The organism is Streptomyces sp. enrichment culture (assembly GCF_964273145.1).
Taxonomy (GTDB): Bacteria; Actinomycetota; Actinomycetes; order Streptomycetales; family Streptomycetaceae; genus Streptomyces.
In genome coordinates, this window is record NZ_OZ186873.1 from 4413166 (window position 1) to 4433083 (window position 19918).

Genomic DNA, 19918 nt, shown 5'->3' on the forward strand with positions numbered 1-19918 from the left:
GATATAAATGGCCGACCGATATGAGCTGAGGCTTCCCGCCCTCGAAGTACGCCAAGGCAACCGAAAAATCTACTGCTTTGCGATCGACGGGAAGAAACTTCACAGCTTTGCCGCCGTCTCCCGCGTCCGCCGCGACAACGCAAGCAACCTGAAGGGTTACCAGCGCCCCGAGGTCCTCAGCCATATTCGGGGCATCCGCCGCTACCTCGAATCCGAGGACGCCATGCTCCCCAACGCCCTCGTCCTCGCCTTCGACGACACCGTCCGCTTCGAAACCGGAGTCCGCCCCAACGCCGGCGTGAACTACTCTGTCCCCGGCGTCCTCGTCATCCCCGTCGACGAATCCCTCACCGACCAGGACAAGCCCGCCCTCATCGTGGACGGCCAGCAGCGCAGCGCCGCCATCCGCGACGCCGACCTCGTCGAATTCCCCGTCGCCGCCGTCGGCTTCATCGCCGACAACCAAGAAGACCAGCGCTCCCAGTTCATCCTGGTCAACTCCACCAAGCCGCTGCCCAAGGGCCTCATCCACGAACTGCTGCCCGAAACCAGCGGACACCTGCCCCCCGCCTACGCCCGCAAGCGCCTGCCGGCGCAGTTGATGACCCGCCTCAACACCGACGGCCAAGGCCCCTTCTATGGCCGGGTAGCCAGCCCCACCTCACCCGACGGCAACATCAAGGACACCAGCCTGCTGCGCATGCTGGAGCACAGCCTCTTCGAAGGCGCCCTTTACCAGTACCGCAACCCCGAAGACGGCTCCGGCGACGTCGAACGCATGCTGCTGCATCTGCGCAACTTTTGGACCATCGTGAAGGAGACCTTCAGCGACGCCTGGAAGCTCCCGCCCCGACAATCCCGCCTCACTCATGGCGTTGGCATCCAGGCCATGGGCTTCGTCATGGACACCCTCACCGACGGCATGCCCGCCGAAGAGGTCGACTGCGACCAGGTCCGCAACGCCGTTCTTGGCCTGATGCCGGTGACCGCCTGGACCTCGGGCATGTGGCGCTTCGCCGACGGCGAGCAGCGCCGCTGGAATGGCTTGCAAAACACCCCCAACGACATCCGCCTACTCACCGACCTCCTGGTACGCACCGTACGGGGTTGACCTGATGGCCGTGTTCATCGTGCCCTTTTGGGGTGCGGTGAACTGGCCAGATCATTTTCTGCGCCTGTGCCAACTTCGATGACGGCGAGTTTAGGCGGAGCGATACTGGGGCGCATCCATCTCATGGGATGTCGAAGTCAAAGAGGGAGTCACCCGCTTAAGAGGCTCTGCAGAACATCCCATACGATGTGCGTCTGCTGGCCGAAGTGCGCACCATCCGCAGATGGTCAGTTCATCGGATTCCCGGCTCATCTATTTACTGAACGTCTTTCATCCTGGCGCTTGAGGAGTAGAACGACCTGGCCAGGTGGGGTGGTGACGTGGCGAAGCCCCTCGTCGTTGGTGTGGTGATCTCACTCATCACGCCGACGCCGGGGGGCTTCGTTGGTTCCGTATCCTTCCATGCTTGACGTCCCGCACGAGCTGGTCGAGCACGTCTCGTGGCTCATCTACGCCCGAAGGCGTGAACTGCGTTCGCCCTGGCGACGGTTGAGCTGCTTCAAGCAGGCCCTTCTGACGCTGGCCCACCTGCGCAAGAACGAGACCTTCGCCCGGGTCGGAGCCGGGTTCGGCGTGTCCGAAGCGACCGCCTGGCGGTACGTGGACGAGACCCTCGAGGTTCTGGCCGCCTGGGCGCCCGGCCTGCATGAGGCCCTCGTCGGCCTGGGCGAGGGAGACTTCGTCATCGTCGACGGCACGTTGATCCCCATCGACCGCGTCGCCGCGGACCAGCCGTACTACTCCCAGAAACACCGCAAGCACGGCATGAACGTCCAGGTCATCGCACGGCCGGACGGCACCCCGCTCTGGTTCTCCCGCGCGACTCCAGGTCGCACCCACGACCTCACTGCGGCCCGCGCCCACGGCATCGTCCAAGCCTGCCTCACCCGGCAGATCCTCGTCCTCGCCGACCGCGCCTACCAGGGCGCCGGCGCCACCTTCCGCACCCCCTACTACCACCACAGCGAACAACCCGAGCACTACCAGCAGTTCAACCGCGACCACGCCCGACTCCGGGCCCCCGGAGAACGAGCCTTCGCCCACCTCAAGACCTGGCAGATCCTGCGCAGGGCCAGATGCTCCACACGCCGCATCGGAACGATCGTCCAAGCCGTCCACACCCTGCTGACCTGCGACTATTCAGGATGAAAGACGTTCACTGACGGTATTTTTCAAGTCTACGCCCGAGATTTTACCGTTATCGCCGTGTGGAAAGCTCCTGCTGTTGGGTGGCCAAGTCGTACAAAGCACTGATAGCTGCGTGAGTTACAGATGCCGAGCCTGCGCCCCGGGGATACACGACTTCTTTGGCGTACTGTCCAATACAGTTGGTCGCCGCGTGCGCGGCACACTGCGTGATCATTACGCTGAAGTCTGAGTTGCGTGCTGCGTCTTTTAGTTGCCGCGACGCGACCTTCTCTGCCGAGAGCACCACCTTGACGCGGGGGAATCGTTGGACAATGCGCTCCTGGACGCGCTGAAGGACCCCTTCGTCCAAGCCGTAAACGAGGATTTGCGCCACTCCCACAATGGGTTTATCCTCGGCGCTTTCCGATGAGGCTCGTTCTGGCCATTCCAGTCCCAGGCCAAGCTCATCACTGAGGGAGTGGGCCGTGGAGAGATATGCCTCATCGAGGCGTCGTGCATGGACGTGGAGGGGAGCCAGCAGCATCTGGGCTGTCTGAATACGGGCTTCTGGCGCTGGTGAAGCAAAGGCCGCCAGTCTGTCGACAAAGTCGAGGGCTTGTCCGGCTGTCTCCGGCGCCACCCACTGGTCGAAGCCGATGCTCATTTGTTCCAGGAATTCGGTGTACTCATGAGCGTTCGGAGCGGTACGGAGAAACAGTTCCAGAAGGAGGTCCAGGACAGCGAGGTTCGCAGGATCGCAGCGCTGGTTTACGATGCTTCGCATGACCGTGGTCAGCGCCTGCGGATAGAAGGCCTCTGAGCGGGTGAGTTCCTGCAGAAACGGCCCGAGCGCGTACTGCCACACGGCTTCGTATTCGGGGTCGGTGAGGTCAGCGAAGACGTCAGCCATTTCTGAGTCGGACGCTGTCTCGACCGGGATCGGGGCGTCGCTTTGGCGGACGTCCATCCTGCGACAGAGTTCGAAGGCAGTCTTGTCGCCCTGGGCGACAGCTTTGACTATTTCTGCCCATGTGTTGAGCGGCGCCTTGGCCGGCGTCGCTTCGGACTCGGGCTCCGTTGTGGCTACCGACTCGAGGTCTGCCGGCTCCACTGTCACGGTGTCCGCTTGCACCGACTGGCGGCGATACGAGGCCAGCGCCTCAGGGACGGTATCCCCGCGGCCCTCGGCGTCGAGCAGTGCGATGCTACGGGAGAGTTCCGCCCTATCACCTCGTCCGTGCATGCCGACGAGCAACACCGCGACGGCCTGCCCGCTGAGGGCCAGCAGGTTTCCGTCCGCCAGCAGCGAGAAATGGCTGTCCGGCGCCTTCAACGCGTCTACGGCGCGAGCCAGGTCACCTTCAGCAAGCGCGGGTTCGATGTGCGCCGTGAACAGAGCCGACAGCACCATGTCCTTCACCAAAACCGGCGGGTCCTGAAGCAGCACTTCGCGCAGCCCACGCAAGGCCAGGACCTCGCTCGCCCTTCCCTGCGCAGCCCACAGCCTGATCTCCAGGTGTTTGACGTTAGCTGGCGAGAGGCCGCCCTGGCGGTCGATCTGTTGAAGAAGAGCCTGGGCAGTTTGTGGGGCACCGCTGAGGAGGGCCGCTTCGAAATCCGCCAGCAGACGCCCCAATGGCTTGGGTGCGGACCAGGACCGCGTGGGGGCCCGCTCCACCACTTCCACCATGCGTTCTAGCGCAGTCCTCAGGCTCCTCCTCTCGTCCGTGTCTGTGGTCGCCTGGACGACGAAGGTGCTCCTTGCCCCGTAGCGCTTAAGGAGCGCAGCCTCATGCGGCTTGTCGAGCGCGGCAGGCGCGTCGTAGCCGTACTTCGCAAACGAGGGGCCGACAAACGCCACCAAGAGGTCGCGAACAGCAGTGAGCTCCTCGCGCCGGCGAGGAATCACGTAGTAGGCCATGCGCTGCGTTTTCTCGTTCAGCCAAGGCAGCACCATCGGCGACTTGCGGTACTTGACGGCTGCATCCCGAAGCAGCGTGATGCCGCTCGGGTACTTACCAGCATCGTTGCGGTCCTGATGAAGGAAGTGGTCCACGAACTGCTGTGTACTGGCCGCCTTTTTTGCTGCTTCTTCCTCAGACGCCACGTGCCGTCCATTCATGCTGGTAGTCCACTATTGCCTGCGCCGCAGCCGGTTCGTCCAACGAATAGGTGATCTTTTCCTTGTTCCGGGCAAGGCCGTTTCGCGTGAAGTTCATAGAGCCCTCGAACATCCAGCCCGGGCCCACCAGGCTCTTCTCGTGAATTACCTCGTCCAGAAACACCTCTAGATCCGTACTCTCGTCACGGCCCAAGGCGAGGCGCTCGAGGAAGAGTGCGTTCGCAGGAGCGTCCTGGGTCACCACGCGCACGGCGGTACCGCTGTTCGCCAGCATCAACAGCAGGTCGGACAGTCGGCACTGCAGTGGGGGATTTTCGCCTAGAAGGTAGTCGAAGGAGCCGTCAGCGTTGTCGACCAGGTCCACATCACTGACCCATGCAGAAACCAGCCAGACCTCACCGCCGGGCGCCGACAGTTGAGCCAGCAGTGCCGTCCGGATCAGTGAGTCCGCGCGCAGGGCGCTGCGCGCATTGGTGCGCAATGTACGAGGGGGGACAGTCACTGCTCGGACTCCTTGATGACGGCCTTTATGACGACTTCGCGGCTGTCCCTGTACACCTGGGTTACCTCGCCGTACAGCTTGAGACTTCCACGGTCCACGCGCAGGGCAGGAATGTTTAGCAGTACATGGCGCAGCAGTTCGGGCCGGTCCAGGGGAACGACTACTTCTGCGGCAGGATGCGACAAGAGCACCTGGGCATACCTGGTAGGCCAATCCGGTGATGTGGCATCCAGGCGCGGCCATGCTTGCGTGTGCACGGCGGCTGCTAGAAGTCGATCCAGGATCTGCGGGTTGTCCACCGCACGGTAGGGCTGGTAGGAGTCCAGATGGTAGTTCCGTGCCTGGTCACCCCGGGGCCATAGGATGCTGAAGGCCTGGTCCGGGCTGATCTTGTGAGGCAACTGGATCTTTGACGCGCCTACGGCGTAGGCGATGACCCGGGAGTCGACCTCGATCCCGGTTGCTTCTTCCAACTGATCCCATGCCTGCACTAGGGCAAGGGCCGTCGCGTCGGTCAGGCTATCGGAGCCGCGGCGGAGCAAGCGCATCGCGAGGGAGGCGACATCGCCGTGCCGCGGCGCACCATCCAGTTCGCTCCAAGCGGACCGAATGCGCTGCAGTGCGTCCTTGCTGTCCTGAGCCGACGTCGCCGTGCGCATCTCGCTCATCGCCTGGGCCAACTCGCCGTGAGGTTCGTGCTCCACCACATGACGGAGCAGATTCGTCAGCCGTACATCGGTCTGCTCGAAGCTGTTAGGACGCAGAGCCGTGCTCACCAGGCTCCAGAAGCGGGCAGGATCGCGTCCGTAGGTCTCCGCCAACTTCTCCACTACGCCGAGTCCGCCCTCGGACGTCTCGCTGATCCAGATATGATCTGGTGTCGAGCCAGTACCCGGCACTACGTCGAGCGTGAGGTCCTGGTCGCGTGCGTCGGGACAGGCTCGGGTCACGGCCTCCAGGATCGCGGCGGCCAAGGTGTCCCGGTAGGCGCGGCGGGCCAGGCCAGCTGTGCGGTCGTGGAGGTTCTCGCCGAACAGCAGTGAACCAGCGTCGTCCAGTACGGCCACGACATCGGGGTTTTGGCTGAGTTCCTGCAGATCGCTGATGACACGGTCGGCAGGACTGCCGACGTCCGTAGGCGAGGCAGAGGGATCCTGCCTATACAGCAGCGGGATGACCTTCGTGATGCTGTCCCGCCAGGAGCCCTGCGACAGTCCCGCGTGAATCGCGTCGGGCTTGGTGCCCTCCAGTCCCTCGAGCGCGAACGCGGAGAGGTAGACCAGGGACAACCATCCACGCTGGAATGAGTTGGCTGCCTCAGCGATCCGTTGGTCCTCCAGGACGGTGTTCACAAAGGCCTTCGAACGCCACTGGGGAGAGTTCAAATGCTCCACCACGCCCGGCACAGAGGGATCCAGGGGCTTGATCTGAATCCGGACCGCGTCGACGGACGAGGCGAAGCCCATGGCTGCCCTCGCTCCCTCGAGGATGTAGCTGACCTGCACCTTGTGCCGCTTGCCCGGCTTTCCCTTAATCACTTCAGCCACAGCGCCATAGGTCATCCGGCGCACCTCGGTGGGGTTGCCGCAGGCGTGAGTGGCGAACCCGATGGACAGCACCTGATCCCGCCACTCAGGCACCTTGGGCACGTCCGCTGCAACCGGCGGACCTGCAGGGTTGTCCACGAATTGGGTGGCCCACAAGGGGAAGCCCTGCGAGGAGGTCGCAATCTCCTCGTCCGGTTGCGCAAGCCTGATCCGCCGCGGGCGAGTGACCTCGACCGTCTGCACATCCGTGCGGCCGGTGTCCCAGCGGCCCTGCCGCTCCGCAGCCTCGAGAATGCTCCTCAGATCGATCACGGCATCAGCGACCCCGGTGGGAACCTCCAGCCACGTGCGGTGGCGGTCATCGCGATACCCGAAGCGGCGGCTGACACGGCCGGGCACAGCTTCCCGCAGAGCGCGGCCTACGGGCAGCCTGTCCTCGTCGTCGGACATGGCGAAGGGGAGATCAAAGCTTACCTCCGGAAGATTCAGCGGAGCAAAGAGCGACGTCGTGACGAACTCGGGCAGAAAAGCCTTCCGGTCGACCGTGCCAGGATCCTGATGGATCGGCGATGCGCCGACCTTAAGACGCCGCAAGAGGGTCGGAGCAACTGCCAACAGCAAAGACCGGGGCTGCTCCCACAGGAGGGCCTGCACTTCGTCGGGGCTCAGGCGCAGCGCGCCTCGCAGATGGTTGGCCAGGGAGCGCAGGAGGGTGTCGTCCCCGTCGAGGAGTTTCTCTAGATCCTCGGTGACCGCGCGCCGGGCGGCGGGCAATTGCTCATTGTTATAGTCGGGGCAGGTGTTTCCCGTTGTCAGCGTTCGGGCGCTGACCCACAGGCTACGGTTACGCAGCCGACTGCCGAGCCAGTCGATGAATGCCTGAGCGCCTTGGATCTTGATGATGTGGCGGTTGTGCACCGGCAGGGTGCGAGGGGTTACCTCGGGAGCGAACAGGGACACGTAGTCCTGGTAGGCCAGCCGGTCTCGGCCGAAGTCGGACAGGGTAACGATCGTGAGCGGGCGCGTGCCCCTCTCACGTCCGGCCCGGCCCCGGCGCTGCAGGAAGGAAGTCGGATCGCGAGGCGCTTTGTGCTGGACCACCAGTCCGACGTTGGGATCGTTGAAACCGACTTCGAGAGAGGCTGTCGCGACAACAAGATCGGCGTCCGTGTCGACGCCCGCATCCTGGGAGGAGGTCCGGCCGATCCTCAACGGCCTTTGGCTCAGGTCGGCACTGAGGTTGTGCCCGATCAACTCCGGAAGGTTCCAGGACTGGCCCGCGAGGAAACGCTCCTCTTCGGCCGGCAGGTCCCTGGAACGCAGGGCTGCCAGGACTGCGGCACCCCACCTTCGGCGGTTCTTTCCATACTGCCCGCCCTCTGCGTCCCGCAAGTCGTCATAGAGGCGGTTGGTGACATCCAGGTCGTCGGTGAAGAGGAATCCCTTGGTCCCGTGCAGCGTCGTGCCTGCCGGCCGATTCTTATCGAGGAGGCGTCCGTGGAGCATCGCCGTCTGGATAGTGGTGGACAAAAGGCTTGTACCCGACAATGGGTCGCCACGTAGCGCGAGGTGATACTCACGGCCCTCCGACTCCATGTCCCTGCTGTGCGGCTCGATGAGGGTGACGCTCTCCGCAGGGAGCCCGATGAGTTCCGCCATGAAACGGTCAGCCTGACGCAGAGTGGCGCTCAGTCCGACGAAGGTGACGGGGCCACGGCGTGCGTGACGCCAGCGCCGCAGCAGCAGGGCTGTTTGGGCACCGGTGGAATCGGAGTAGGTGTGCACCTCGTCGAGCAGGACGACACGGGGACCGTACCCCGCCCAGCCGAGAGTCCTACTCAACCTCGACCCTGTGCTGTTGCGGTTGAGCATCTCCGTTGTGGTGAAGAGCAGCTTGGGTGGAACCCTATTGATCGACTCTCGGGTGAGAGTCATGACCCCGTCAGGTATCTCCCCTTGGTTGCACACCGAGCACCGCAACACCTCAATGTTGCGGACTCTGTCCTGGTCGGACCAGAGCATGGCGCCGCCGTCCCCGGTCGGACACGTCAGATAGGGACAGACGCGGGCCCCTCCCTGTTCGGCCCACATATAGGTTCCGTGCATTACGTCATCGCTGGAGGGTGGTGTACGCCCGTAGAGCACGCCGATCGTGGGACTGGGCAGGCCTAGCCGCCGCAGTTCAAGGGCGTGCCTGATCGCTTCACGCAACTGATCACGCAGCAGTTCGATGCGCGGATAGAGCGCGAGGGTGTGCACCCCTGTGCCCTTGTGGTTGGCCATCGCCGCGAAGGCCGGAAGGTAGAACGCGAGGGTCTTGCCGCTACCCGTGCCGGCCCCGACCACGACGCCACGCGAGTCCCCGTGAGTCAAGGAACGGGTGACGGCCTTGGTGGCGTCGACCTGGAAACGTGAGAGGACATACGAGCCGATCAGCACTCTGGCGACCGTGGAATGCATCCCAGTCCACCCTGTCGTCGCCTCCATCTCGGCGATCGCCTGCGTGGCCGTGACCTCACGCTTGGGATAGTGGCGCTCGGAGACGTGCAGGCGGTAGTCGGCGACCAGAGGCTTGCCTCTCTCCCACCAGTCAGCCTGCAGCGGATTACCAGGCCAGGGGCCGAAGATCTGCCGCAGACAGGCAGTTAGCCGAACCCCTTCGGCGAATCGTGTCCGGTACCGCTCGGCTCCACCGAAGGGGACGTAGAAGAGAAGTTGCTGGTTGAGTAGTGCCGTCTTCAACTGGTCGGCGTCGGAGAACAGTGACGCCGCATCTTCGTCACCGTCGAGTACCGACCACACAGCATCCCTAACCTCTTCCTCGGAGAGTGCGCCGTCGGTGACGCCCCATTCAAGAAGGGGCAACTCCCGTTCTTCCAAGGCAGTGAGTGCCTTTCCCAAAACGTTGCGGCGCGATGTCGTTGATGCCACAGGTTGTCAGTTCGCCTTCCGAGTGACGGTGTACCAGTTGTCCTGGTCGTACTCTCGCAGCAGTGCCATGTCCGCGTCCGTGAGTTCGCGAAGAGTGACGTCGCCCGCATCCAGTCGGTTGATGAGTTCGAGGAGACCCTGCGGTGCATCGGCCGGCGCATGCTGAAGGAGCGCTGAAAGCGTGTCGCGGTCGCTGCAGAATGTAAGGATGGTGGCGCTGTCGACCTTGGGACGGTTTGCCTTGGACTTCATCGATTCATAGAGCTCAGTCGCCTCCAGTCGCTCATCGGGGCCAAGGGTGACAAAGCGGACGGGGGAGACCTCTTGGATCCGTGCGGTGGCCCAGGTCTTCCAAAGTTGTCTGAGGGAGGCACTCAACTCGCTGGTGAACGCCTCCAAGGCGCGCCTGGCATCAACGAAAGCCCGGTCACCTGGCAGGCCTCCGCGCGATTTCGATTCGAGTTTGGCCCGTGCCGTGTCGAAACCGGACATGTTCAGAGCCTGGCCGGTGCGCTCGCGAAGCAGTACCGCGGTCCGTTGCTGCACAATCGCTGCCTGCAACGCTGTGCGTACCTCATCGATACGGCGGAGGACCCGCTCCTGGTCATCTCGCTCCTTTTGGCTTTCAGAGATGCTGCGGGCTGTGTTCTGCAGTTCCTGCGCCTTCTCCAGAACCGTCACGCTGTTCATTCGCCTGCCTCCGTTTGGGGTGCGGCGTCATCTACGGCCTGCTGCCACTCCACGAGCAGACCTGCCAACTGGTCCGCGGCATCGCTGACCGCGTTCTGGGTCTGCATCCGCGCTGCCGCGAGAGCGGTGTCGAGCAAGGCGTCGGCGGTCTTCAGGTAGGCGCGCATCTCCTGCAAATGCGGTGAGCGTGGCGCGGCCACCACAGCCAGGAGGTTGTCGGTCGACTGGTCCTCCCTGGCGCGGACTAGTTCCTTCTCCAGCACGGATACCGTGTTCCAGTCGGCTTCCGCGACGGCTGCAGCCCGCATCTCCAACTCAGGCCCCTGGGGTCCTGTGATGCCTTCGGCGTTGGCCATCTGCAGGGCCGTGGCGACCTGCTGGACGAGGCGGTCACCGGGACCGCTCGACCTGGGAAAGCGTTCCCGGATCTCGTGGACGAGGGTGGTCAACTCTTGTAGTTGACCACGTACCGCAACGTCCCATCCGGCGCGAAGGGGGTGTGCGGCCTCCTTGGCCCACTTCGGCAGTTCAATGCTCGACAAGTCCCACTTCTGTGCGGCCTCCTTCACGAGGGCAACGGCACGTGCCGCGTCAATGACGTGGACGGCACCCGTGGCACCCTGGCCGAGTCCCAGAGAATTCAGCAGTGCCTCCACAAGACCGGCGCGATGCTGCAGGTGTACCTTAAGCCGCTTCATCCATGTCTCGGTGCGTGACGAGCTGTCCGGCCGAGCCCATGCCTTCCCCTTGTCGAAGGCGGCGGCATAGAGGGCATCGATCGGCATACCAGGGACAACCTGCCCGGCGAGGGCAGCCCCGAGCAGAGATACGCGCAGTCCTGCGACCAGGTCCCCGTCGGCGTGTTCAGCGTTGAGCGCGACCCGTTCACGCAGGGCTGCTCGGTGTTTCTCTGCGGAGCTGGCGAGTCTGACGACGTCTTGTGGCCGCATTCCGTCGGCATCCTGCGCGTGAACCCTGACCAGACTCTTGAAGAACTCGCCGTTGCGGGGATTGCGCTCCAGGGTGATTGCTGCGCTCTTGTTTAGCGCCTCGGCACTGGCGTCCTCGATTGAGACTGTATTGGCTTTGACGGTCCAGCCAGCTGCTTCCGCGTCGCCGACTCCGATCGGCTTGATGGGAGGCGTCAGCCAGTCCTCCCTGTAGTGAACCGATCGGGAGACCATGGTGCGGACGATGTTCGCCACCTCGGTGGTGAGGCGTAATCCGCTGGCCGCCCAGTCTTCCACCACATCGAGTTTGCGCTGGAGAGCGGGAGCAACCGGCGGAGTCTGCGGCGGATCGACGATAATGACCTCGCGCTGGGAGGTCTCTCCCGCCGGCTGCCTGTCTACGTCCAACTCCGGAAGGGAGAATGCCTCGCCGATGCCCTGTAGCAGGTTCACCAGCTGGGCGGGGGCGTCAGCCCAGAACTCCAGTGCCTTGCGCCGGCGCTTGGCGTTCACAGGGTCGCGTGCCTCGATGTCTTCGCTGATGCTGTTGGGCAGTGCCTTGTCGACGCCCTTGACGGCCTTGTAGTTCTCCTGGAAGAAGGTGCTCGGGAACTCGCCCTTCCTGATCGACCCGTAGGCGTCGTTCAGGATCGGGATGACTCCATTGCCGAGAACGGTGCGCGGGATGAACGCGTAGGGGTTCTCTTGCGGAGCCACGCTGTGAACGACACGCGTCAGCGCCGCACGATTGAACGGGTAGAGGCCGAACCCGTCGACGGATGCACCGAAAGAACCGTGACAAAGGCTCTTTACCGTGCAGTCGTCGCACTTATTGGGGACCGATTCGCCACCAGCGCGCTCCAGTGCATCACGCCCCACTCGTGCCGCATTGAGGTACTTCGCAACGAACCTGGCGATGTCCTCTATCCCCGTCTTGCTCTCTCCCAGAACGATGTCCAGGTTGTAGACGAATCCTCCGGTGGATGTGCTGATCCTGGTGGCTGCGGTCTCTGGAAGGTCGTGGAAATATCCGCTCGTGATCGCCATGAGGGTGCGCATGGGCGCGAGAGCCGTCTTCCCGTCCCGCTGCGACGTCTCGGTGATCGCGTCGAGCAGGTCTCCCTGGACACCTTGGATGAGGGCGAAATCCTCTACCAGGAGGATGATCTCCTTGCCCTGGCGAGCGTAGATCTCGCGCGCCTTCTGCATCGCTCCCAGGAGACGACCGCCTCCAAGCGACGATACTTCCTGGACGGCCTTGTCCCAGTGGTCGTTGAGCAGCTCCACAGCCAGCACTTGTAGTTCGGGCCTTGACATCACCATGCCGAAGATCTGCCGCGTAGGAGCCGCCATGTCGCCGGCGATGGCGTCAGGGCTCAAGGGGAGGTCGCCGAGAGAGAAGCGTGGAGGGCGTTCCTCACCGGACTCCCGGTCGCTGAGGAAATGCTCGGCGAACCGGGGAATGAAGTTGTCGGGCTCGAGCATCTGCTCCTGCAGAAGCGGATCCTGCAGGAGCAGGGAGATGCCTCGTGGCCCGACGAGTTGGCGCTTCTTTCCAGAGACCGCGTCCTTGCTGAGGTCGGCAAGTGTGACGCTCAACTGGGTGATGAGACGGCGCGCCAATGAGGTGGCGGTGAAGGTCCCGGTGACGTGCCGAATGTCCTTGCGGATCTGTTCGATCTCTTCGTCCTCGACCTCGTCGAGGAGAGAGTCGATCACATGCCGCAGACTCGTTTTGGACTTCTCGAGGTAGATGATCTTTCGGTTGTCGGAGTGCTTGATCTTCTCTTTGACCCAGCGCACCAGATGGGACTTGCCGGATCCTGATTCACCAACCACTGGCAGCAGCAGCGTCCCGGTGTTCGTGCGCCGGTTGAGGAAGTCGTCCCGGACATCCTCTTCTGTGACGCTCTCACCCGTGCTGTTGAACGATCGGCCATTGATCCGGCAACGCTGAATGCCCAACCGTGTGTGCGTGGAGAGGAAGATGGCTGGCGAGGAGACGACCGCCTCCGTCTGGATCGTGGAAGTTACGTTCTCCACGTCCCAGCAGACGAAGCGATGGAAGTCAGACATGTGCGGCCCCCTGTCGGGCGATGGCGGAGCAAAGGCGCATGGACGACTGCTCTGGGTCCTGCACCTTGATCGGTTGCTTCGCGTCGGAGTCGCTGCTCAGGACGAGCCACTTCTCGTACTCGCCTCGCATCAGGGCGAAGGAGAGTGCCGCGCCGGCAATCCGGTCGTCCGCAAGCCCGTAGCCCAAACTGTTGGAGATGGCTCCGCCGGGAAGGACAGGAAGGTGTTCGCGCAGCAGGCGCAGGACATCCAGGGCATCCGCAGGAGCATCAGGTGGCAGGTGCTCTTCCAACACCTGCCGCACGGCGAGTGTGCAGTCCGGAATGTAGCGTTGGGCGAGGTGGGGCGCCGAGGCTCCCAAGCCGAGGGATGTCGCCCACGTCGTGAACGGTGACCATCGAGTGTCGTTTACAAAGATCAACTCTCCGTCGGGCGCATCCCTTTGGTGCTGACTGTCCACCACGGCCCAATTGAAGGACTCCGAGAACGGGTCGCGGGTCAGGCTCCATACAAGAGCCCGCCGCAGGTCATCGGCCGTATCGGCCGGTTGGTGTCCGCGCAGGCCCAGCACGGCGGAGCGCAGGCCGCGCTGGAAGGCAGCGTAGTCGTCCCAAGTGAGGGCTGCAAGATCACCCGCCAAAACCCAGTCCTGACCGTCACCGCTTTCCTCAGCGAGCCCTAGTGATCGCAGGGTGGTGAGGGCGTAATGGACCGTGCTGAGCTTCTTTGATTCGCGGCTGTGCGGTTCAAGGAAGGCACGCAGCGTGTCGTAGGCCACCGGCCCGGATTGCGAGGCGAGGAAGCGCACCACCACCCAGATCTCGCCGGGATACGGTACGGGCGTGTTGAGCAATGCCATTACCTGAACTCGCTCCTCGCGTGCTGGATGTTTAACGACGGGTGGGTGGTCACGAAGGGAACCCCGGGCCTGGTCGGATCCTGTACCTGCCAAGGCAGCAGGAGATAGAGAGGGTCCCCGTCCTCAAGCCGGTAGCGGAGTTCTTCCGGGAGGAGCGACGTCGCCTCATCGGCAACCCAGACGACGGTGGCCCGGGTGCCACTGCCCATCAGGCTGCTGTCATGATCAACGAGCACCGGATGACCTGGTGCCTGCTCCTGTATCTGCCGGGCCAGTTCCGCGTCGAGGCCAGGGCCGGTGAAGTGGCAGACACCCGACCGTGCCAGTTTCACCAGAACAGGCAGCAAGTTCTCTTTGCGCTCCGCAGGGTCGTGCCAATAGATGCTGAGGTGCGAGGTCTGGGGGTGCAGGTGGGCCAGAGGACTGTCGCGTGGGGGCCACTCAACAGCGGCCGGATCCGGCGAGAGCGGCCTGTGATAGTGAGACGCCGCTCCTTCACGGGGAAGTCCCTGACGTCGGCACGCAGGACAGCCACGGCAGGCTGCCATGGTGTAGTGACGCCCACCGTTGCTTCCTGTGATCGAGTAGTACTCGGCCAGAGTGTCGGCAATGCACCGCTCGTGACGCAAGACCGTCAGCATTGCGCGCAGAGAGTTGCGCTGGGCACCCTTGACGCTGGAGCGGATGCGCTCGTAGGCGACGCGGAAATTCTCTGGATTGTTGGCCTGGCCCTCCACCAATTCGATCTCGATCCGGTCTCGGGCAGTTTCGTAGAACGCGGTGATCCGCGCCTGCCAGGCCGGGGTGTCTTCGCCGGGCTCACGCATCGGGGGTGTGGGTGGGAAGACACGGATCAGCCCGATGCGATCCATCATGTTGAGCAGGCGAACGTTCCAGTCCTTGTGCGTGGCGTACCCCATAGGCATCCGTGGTGGCCGCACAGTCAAGTCGAGCAAGTAGCGGTTTGCGTACAGGTGATGTCCCTTGGTGAACATCGCCCGCCATCGTCCCCATGCGGTATCCGCCATGAGGATCTTCTGCTCGTTCAGAGACTGGGCTGTGGCCTGGTCGCCAGGTGCCGACGCCAGGTAGGCGAGTGAGGGACTGCCGTCACGGCCGCCTCGTCCGACCTCCTGGTAGTAGCGGTCCACGGTCTCGGGCACGCAGGCGTGCACAACACTGCGGACGTCGTCGAGGTCGACGCCCAGCCCGAAGGCGGAGGTGCCGACGACGACGTCGTACTCGGTCGCGACAGCGCCATGGCTCGTGCGGCCCGACCAGCCCTCAAGCGCGCGGCGGCGCCCCGCATCGTTGGTGTCTCCGTGCACGACGGTGACGCGCTGCATCCCGGCGGCGCGCAGCGCATGGGCCCACTCGGTGGCGTGCTTCTTCTGGGTCGCATACAGCACCATCGGTTTCGGGAGGCGTGCAACAGCCCGGAGCACTGCTTGGGAACGCGCCTCGTCCGAGTCGAAGGCATCCAAGAAGTAGGCAGGTTCACTGCGCAGTTCGGAGGACCAGACTACGTGGGTACCTTCGCGGGAACCGAACAGGTCCCGCAGCGTCGTCACCTGTTGCTCGGTGAGCGTGGCACTCATCGCGACCGTCCTGGGAGCATGCCCCTGGGGCGCGACCTCGCGCCAAGCTCGGTGCGGGGCGGCGATACTCTGGAATCCTGAACGGAATTCGTTGCCCCACTGCTCGACGAGGTGTGCCTCGTCCAGGATGACGAAGTTCAGGTGCCCGTCCTGGGCGGCGTCGCGCAGGGCTTTGCTCAGGCTGGCGACCACGGCCTCCGGCGAAGTGATCACCAGCGCCTGCCGCCCTGCTGAAATGTCCGATCGCATCTGCTCCTTGTCGGCCTCGCTCAACTCCCCGAAGTAGGCATACCGCTTGTGCTGAGCACCGGGATCACGCCTGCTCAGCAACTCACGGACACGCCGCTCCATGTCGATAGCCAAGACCACGGTGGGCACCACCATCACGGACACGCCGCTGCGGCGGTGGGCTAGCATCGCCCCGGCGAGTGCCACCGGTGTCTTACCGTGACCGGTAGGCAGGCAGATCAGGAGGGTCTCACCCGGCGGCATCAGGGCTACCGCGCGAGCTGCTTGACGCTGCCCTTTGGAAAAGTAGTGCTCGTAGCCGAGGACGTCCGTCCAAAACGGATCGGCCGGCTCAGCTTGCAGAACTCGGGCCAGGCCAGAGTCCTTGCCCAGAACCGCTTCACGGACCTGCGCCAGACCTGCCTCGTGCGCAGGTTTGTCACCCTCGACCGGAGCCCACTCCTGGCCCCGCACCAGCGCGCGGCTCCCGTCTCTCACCACGTCGCAACCGCCCGCTCGCCATTGATCGACGGTGGGTAGGCCCTCTCGCAGCGGCACCGACAGCCGGCCTGTCCGGCCCAGTGCCTGATGGTGCAACAACAGTTGCCGAGTCAGCGAGACGATGTCCAGCCAGCCGGTGTTGCCGTTGTCTATCCCAACCAGGGCATCTGCCAGACGGCGTAGTACGCCTTTGGCCAGTGCGTCCGGCTTCACCTCGGGCCACTGGTTGAGAAGGTGCTGAGCGCTCACCCATGCGTCGTCAGACATCAGTAGGCCATTTCCAATCCGCGGCGGACCAGACAGGCAGCCGCCACGACGCGGACAACCGGCTGTGACAGCCCCTCGGCGAGCGAAGTCAGCACCTTCGCATCGGTGACCAAGCTTTCGGTATCGCGCAGCAGCCGGCCAGCGGCCTGCCGAGCCTGGGCCTGCGAGTGCAAAACCGCGGAGACCTCCAGCGCCTTCTGCTGGGCGTCCTGGCAAACCGCCGCGAGATCTGTGTGCTGGTGCAGGAACCTGAGCGCTGCCTGCTGTGCGTCCCGGACGTACGTGGCTGCGTGCTCCTGGCCTCCAAACACCTCAAACAACTCCGAGACGCGCTGGCTGTTGTAGTTGCGGTCACCCTTGCCCTTGTCGTAGCGACGATTCAGAAAGGCCAACTGGCCGTCTACGGTCACGGGCTGGTTCGTGCCCGACTCAATCCAGACGCGCCTGATGACAGGTGGGAAGATCCGATCCGCCTGGCGGCGCAGAGCCCTTGCCGCGTCCGTGCTGTCTTGGACGTGCTCCAGCGCGGCAGCGGTGTCCGCCTCGATGAGGAAATCGAAACCGAAGTACGGTTGCGGCTCGTGCCCCGGCGGCATGCCCTGGTCGATCCGCCTGAAGGCGGCACTCTGCCCGAGACTGTCATTGAGGACAGCATCGGACAGCATGTCCACCAGGGGATTGCCGACGCGGAACAGCCGTGCGTCCCGACTGCGCAGCGCACGCGACCGGTTGAACATCGCATGAGCGATTTCATCGTCTGGGATGCGATCCTTAATCCGCTTCCAGTGGCGGGGAGCAAGAAGCGGACGGCTCGAACTATTGTTGATCAGAAAGCGCCGAGCTGGGGATCCCTCGATGGAACGATCGAGGGAAGACAGCTTGATCCCCCCTCCAGCGGCGTCCGTGTAAGCCAGGAGCGCCCCTTCCATGTCGGACCAGTCACGCTCGACTTCAGTCAACGCGGCCGGAACGCTGCGCAGACGCTGCGACGACACGTGGATGGATTCCAGAAGGTCCATCTTGCGGACCTCGTCGCGCTCCTTGCCGAGCCGGGCAAGCACTTCCTGCTGCTGTGCCACAAGCCCTTCCGGTCCGTCCTCAACCGCCCCGGTCCATACACTCTTGACTGACTGGGCTATGGCGTCCTGGAGAGTGGAGACGGAACCGTCGAAGACCTTGTAAGCATCCCCGAGTAGGGTGGCCCATGCCTCCGTAAAGGAGCCGTCGGGGCCGTTGTCCTCGGCCAGTCGAAACTGGGGCGTGGGACCAGTGGCTCCGGGCAAAGCCGGGCCCGGGTAGCGGTCGACGCGGCCCAGACGCTGTTCCAGTTGGTTGGGCGACCAGGGAAGCCTCAGATGCACGACGCAGTCGGCTTCCTGTAGGTTCAGACCGTCTTCAGCCGTGTCGTCGGCCAGGAGCACCGCCTGCCCGGGCAGGCAGTCGGCCCACCGAGAGATCTCGGTTGCCGCCTTGGCCGCGCCCAGCGTACGCGTGTGCTGGGCAGTCACTACCTTCGGAAAGTCACGGCGCAATCTGCCTGCGAGCGCGTCAGCCAGCCGGCCGGGTCCGCAGAAGACGATGGTGCGCTTTGCCTTGCGCATCACGGGAAGAAGCGCCCGGATGACGTGCTTCAGGTTCTCCTCGCTCGGCTCAGCTCCCGCAGGCCAATCTTCCTCGGCCTCGGCCAACACGGTCTTCTCACATGCAGCTACCGGCACGCTGACAAGCAGTTCCCTCTCCCGCGGTGAGAGCCCGGCACGTTCGCCAGCATCGGCGTCGCCCATCACCCGCCACCGGAGTGCATCGATGGCGTCGTAGGGAAGCGCGGGTGCCCGCGAGGTGAGAATCGCCAAGGGCATGGCAAAGAGCGAGAGTTGATCGCGCATCCCCTCGTTCTCCAGGTGCTCGCGCACCGTGCTCCACCAGAGCATCACGAATGCACCCCCGGCCTCTACGACCGTCGAGGGCGAGTGGATGAGTCCGGGGCGCTGACGGCCGCGCACCTCATAGGGGAGTGCCTCGGCGTCCGGGCCGCTGCCCTCTTGCAGCACCGCTTCACGCCGGTTGCGAATCACTCGGCGATGGATCCGGTACGTCTCACTAATGTGAGCGCGCAACTCAATGACCCGACGGGCAAACTCATCCCCCGCATCGGGATTGATCAGCTCGTCCTCCTCGTCGAGCATGCCGAGGACCTCGTCCGCGAGCTCAGCCAGACGGACATCACTGGAGGAAACCTGTGCTCGGATCTCCTCGATGGAGTCCCGGATGACATAGGTGTACTCCGGGTCCAGGGAGTAGACCGAGTTGGCCAACTCCTCACGCATACGGTAGCGGTCCTCGAAGTCCTGGCGCCGCTCCCACGAGTAGAGCTCTTTGTCGAGCAGGTGGAGCAGACCGAGGTTCGTCAGGTATCCAGACGTTACGGGGGTGGCAGACAGCAGCAGCAACCGCTGGGCCGAGTGCGCGAGTCCGCACAACTCCTTGTAGGGCGTCTCATCCGGACCTGCCTGCACCAGTGCGTGGGCCTCGTCCACGACGACGAGGTCGGCCTGCCTGTATCCAGCCCACTTCTCAGGGGTCTCGTGGCTGGTGACGACGATCGTCGCATCAGGGAAGTCCCTGGTGTGGAACTTGTCCTTGAGTTCGGACAGCCACTGTCGGCGAAGAGCGCCCGGCGAGACGACCACTACGCACGCCTGGGGATTGTCGATGAGTATCTGGCGAACGATGTACCCGGCCTCGATCGTCTTCCCGAGGCCGACCTCATCGGCCAGGAGGTACCGCTGGACCGGGTCGGAGAGGACGGTAAGCGCGGCGTTCACCTGGTGCGGAAAAATCTCCACCGTCGACGACAGGAACGTGCTCATGCCAGCGCAGGCGCCACGCTGCCGGACCAGGCTTTGCAGGATCGGAAGCCGAGCGTCCCGGTACGGCGCCGTGCTTCCGCCGCGGACTGTCAAATCCGCCGCAGGATCCACCACGGGGCGATCCCACCGCACGTACAGATGTTCCTCAGGGACAGGCAGGTCGTAGTCGACATTGGGAAACCGCACGATGTAGGAGCCTTGGGCGGGCTCTGCCTGTATCACTCGTCCCGCGTTCCACAGGCCGTCCGGACTCCGCCACCAGATGCGCTCTTCGCGTTCCAACTGAACCCGATGAACCAGGTGATCCGCCACCCAGTACGACTGTGCGATCGTCGCAGCTGGCGACTCGAAGTAGTCGATGCGGACGCGCCCCGCCTCCACCTCCCCAACTTTGCCGATCCCCGGACCCTCCGGTATCCGGACAAAGGCACCGAGTTCCCATACGCTGCTCACGTGGCCCTGCTTCACGATCTTGCCCCCACCTGATGTGCAGGCCCCTCCTTAGGGCGCAGCGCCCCCGGCGCTATAGCAGCACATC

General features: G+C 64.0%; 9 protein-coding genes and 1 pseudogene. 2 read left to right on the forward strand and 8 right to left on the reverse strand.

Going from position 1 to position 19918, the window contains the following annotated elements:
- Positions 1-7: 7 nt before the first annotated feature.
- Together dbpB and ACSU6Z_RS20075 are read left to right on the forward strand one after the other, a co-directional pair.
- Complete coding sequence (gene dbpB / locus ACSU6Z_RS20070) at positions 8-1111, forward strand: DGQHR domain-containing protein DpdB (RefSeq protein WP_437047505.1); 1104 nt, start codon at positions 8-10, stop codon at positions 1109-1111.
- A 344-nt stretch (positions 1112-1455) separates the two neighbouring features.
- A pseudogene (locus ACSU6Z_RS20075) lies at positions 1456-2260 on the forward strand (transposase family protein).
- A 49-nt stretch (positions 2261-2309) separates the two neighbouring features.
- On the opposite strand, the gene dpdD reads toward ACSU6Z_RS20075, so the two are convergent.
- Genes dpdD through dpdE form a run of 8 tightly spaced genes read right to left on the reverse strand, consistent with a single transcriptional unit; the run spans position 2310 to position 19848 of the window.
- The gene (gene dpdD / locus ACSU6Z_RS20080; RefSeq protein ID WP_437047507.1) at positions 2310-4346 is read right to left on the reverse strand and encodes a protein DpdD; all 2037 of its coding nucleotides are present in this window, start codon (positions 4344-4346) and stop codon (positions 2310-2312) included.
- A complete protein-coding gene (dpdK, locus tag ACSU6Z_RS20085) occupies positions 4336-4863 on the reverse strand; it encodes a phospholipase D-like domain-containing protein DpdK (protein WP_437047509.1) in 528 nt (175 codons plus the stop codon). Before dpdK ends, dpdD begins: the two co-directional genes overlap by 11 nt.
- Complete coding sequence (dpdJ, locus tag ACSU6Z_RS20090) at positions 4860-9290, reverse strand: protein DpdJ (protein ID WP_437047511.1); 4431 nt, start codon at positions 9288-9290, stop codon at positions 4860-4862. Before dpdJ ends, dpdK begins: the two co-directional genes overlap by 4 nt.
- Before the next feature lie 57 nt (positions 9291-9347).
- Positions 9348-10031, reverse strand: a complete 684-nt coding sequence (locus ACSU6Z_RS20095; RefSeq protein ID WP_437047513.1) for a hypothetical protein — start codon at positions 10029-10031, stop codon at positions 9348-9350.
- Complete coding sequence (dpdH, locus tag ACSU6Z_RS20100) at positions 10028-13057, reverse strand: protein DpdH (protein ID WP_437047515.1); 3030 nt, start codon at positions 13055-13057, stop codon at positions 10028-10030. The genes ACSU6Z_RS20095 and dpdH overlap by 4 nt, the downstream gene beginning before the upstream one ends.
- A complete protein-coding gene (gene dpdG, locus ACSU6Z_RS20105) occupies positions 13050-13916 on the reverse strand; it encodes a protein DpdG (RefSeq protein ID WP_437047517.1) in 867 nt (288 codons plus the stop codon). The genes dpdH and dpdG overlap by 8 nt, the downstream gene beginning before the upstream one ends.
- Positions 13916-16510: a protein DpdF gene (gene dpdF, locus ACSU6Z_RS20110; protein ID WP_437047519.1), complete on the reverse strand. Its 2595-nt coding sequence runs from the start codon at positions 16508-16510 to the stop codon at positions 13916-13918. Before dpdF ends, dpdG begins: the two co-directional genes overlap by 1 nt.
- Entirely contained in the window at positions 16510-19848 is a 3339-nt protein-coding gene (gene dpdE, locus ACSU6Z_RS20115; RefSeq protein ID WP_437047521.1) for a protein DpdE, read from the reverse strand. The genes dpdF and dpdE overlap by 1 nt, the downstream gene beginning before the upstream one ends.
- Positions 19849-19918: the final 70 nt, after the last annotated feature.

What these genes read in the sequence shown, in the direction of transcription:
- dpdH (WP_437047515.1), bottom strand. Translation starts at nt 13,057, where the DNA reads ATGTCTGACTTCCATCGCTTCGTCTGCTGGGACGTGGAGAACGTAACT.
- dbpB (WP_437047505.1), top strand. Translation starts at nt 8, where the DNA reads ATGGCCGACCGATATGAGCTGAGGCTTCCCGCCCTCGAAGTACGCCAA.
- dpdF (WP_437047519.1), bottom strand. Translation starts at nt 16,510, where the DNA reads ATGTCTGACGACGCATGGGTGAGCGCTCAGCACCTTCTCAACCAGTGG.
- dpdG (WP_437047517.1), bottom strand. Translation starts at nt 13,916, where the DNA reads ATGGCATTGCTCAACACGCCCGTACCGTATCCCGGCGAGATCTGGGTG.
- ACSU6Z_RS20095 (WP_437047513.1), bottom strand. Translation starts at nt 10,031, where the DNA reads ATGAACAGCGTGACGGTTCTGGAGAAGGCGCAGGAACTGCAGAACACA.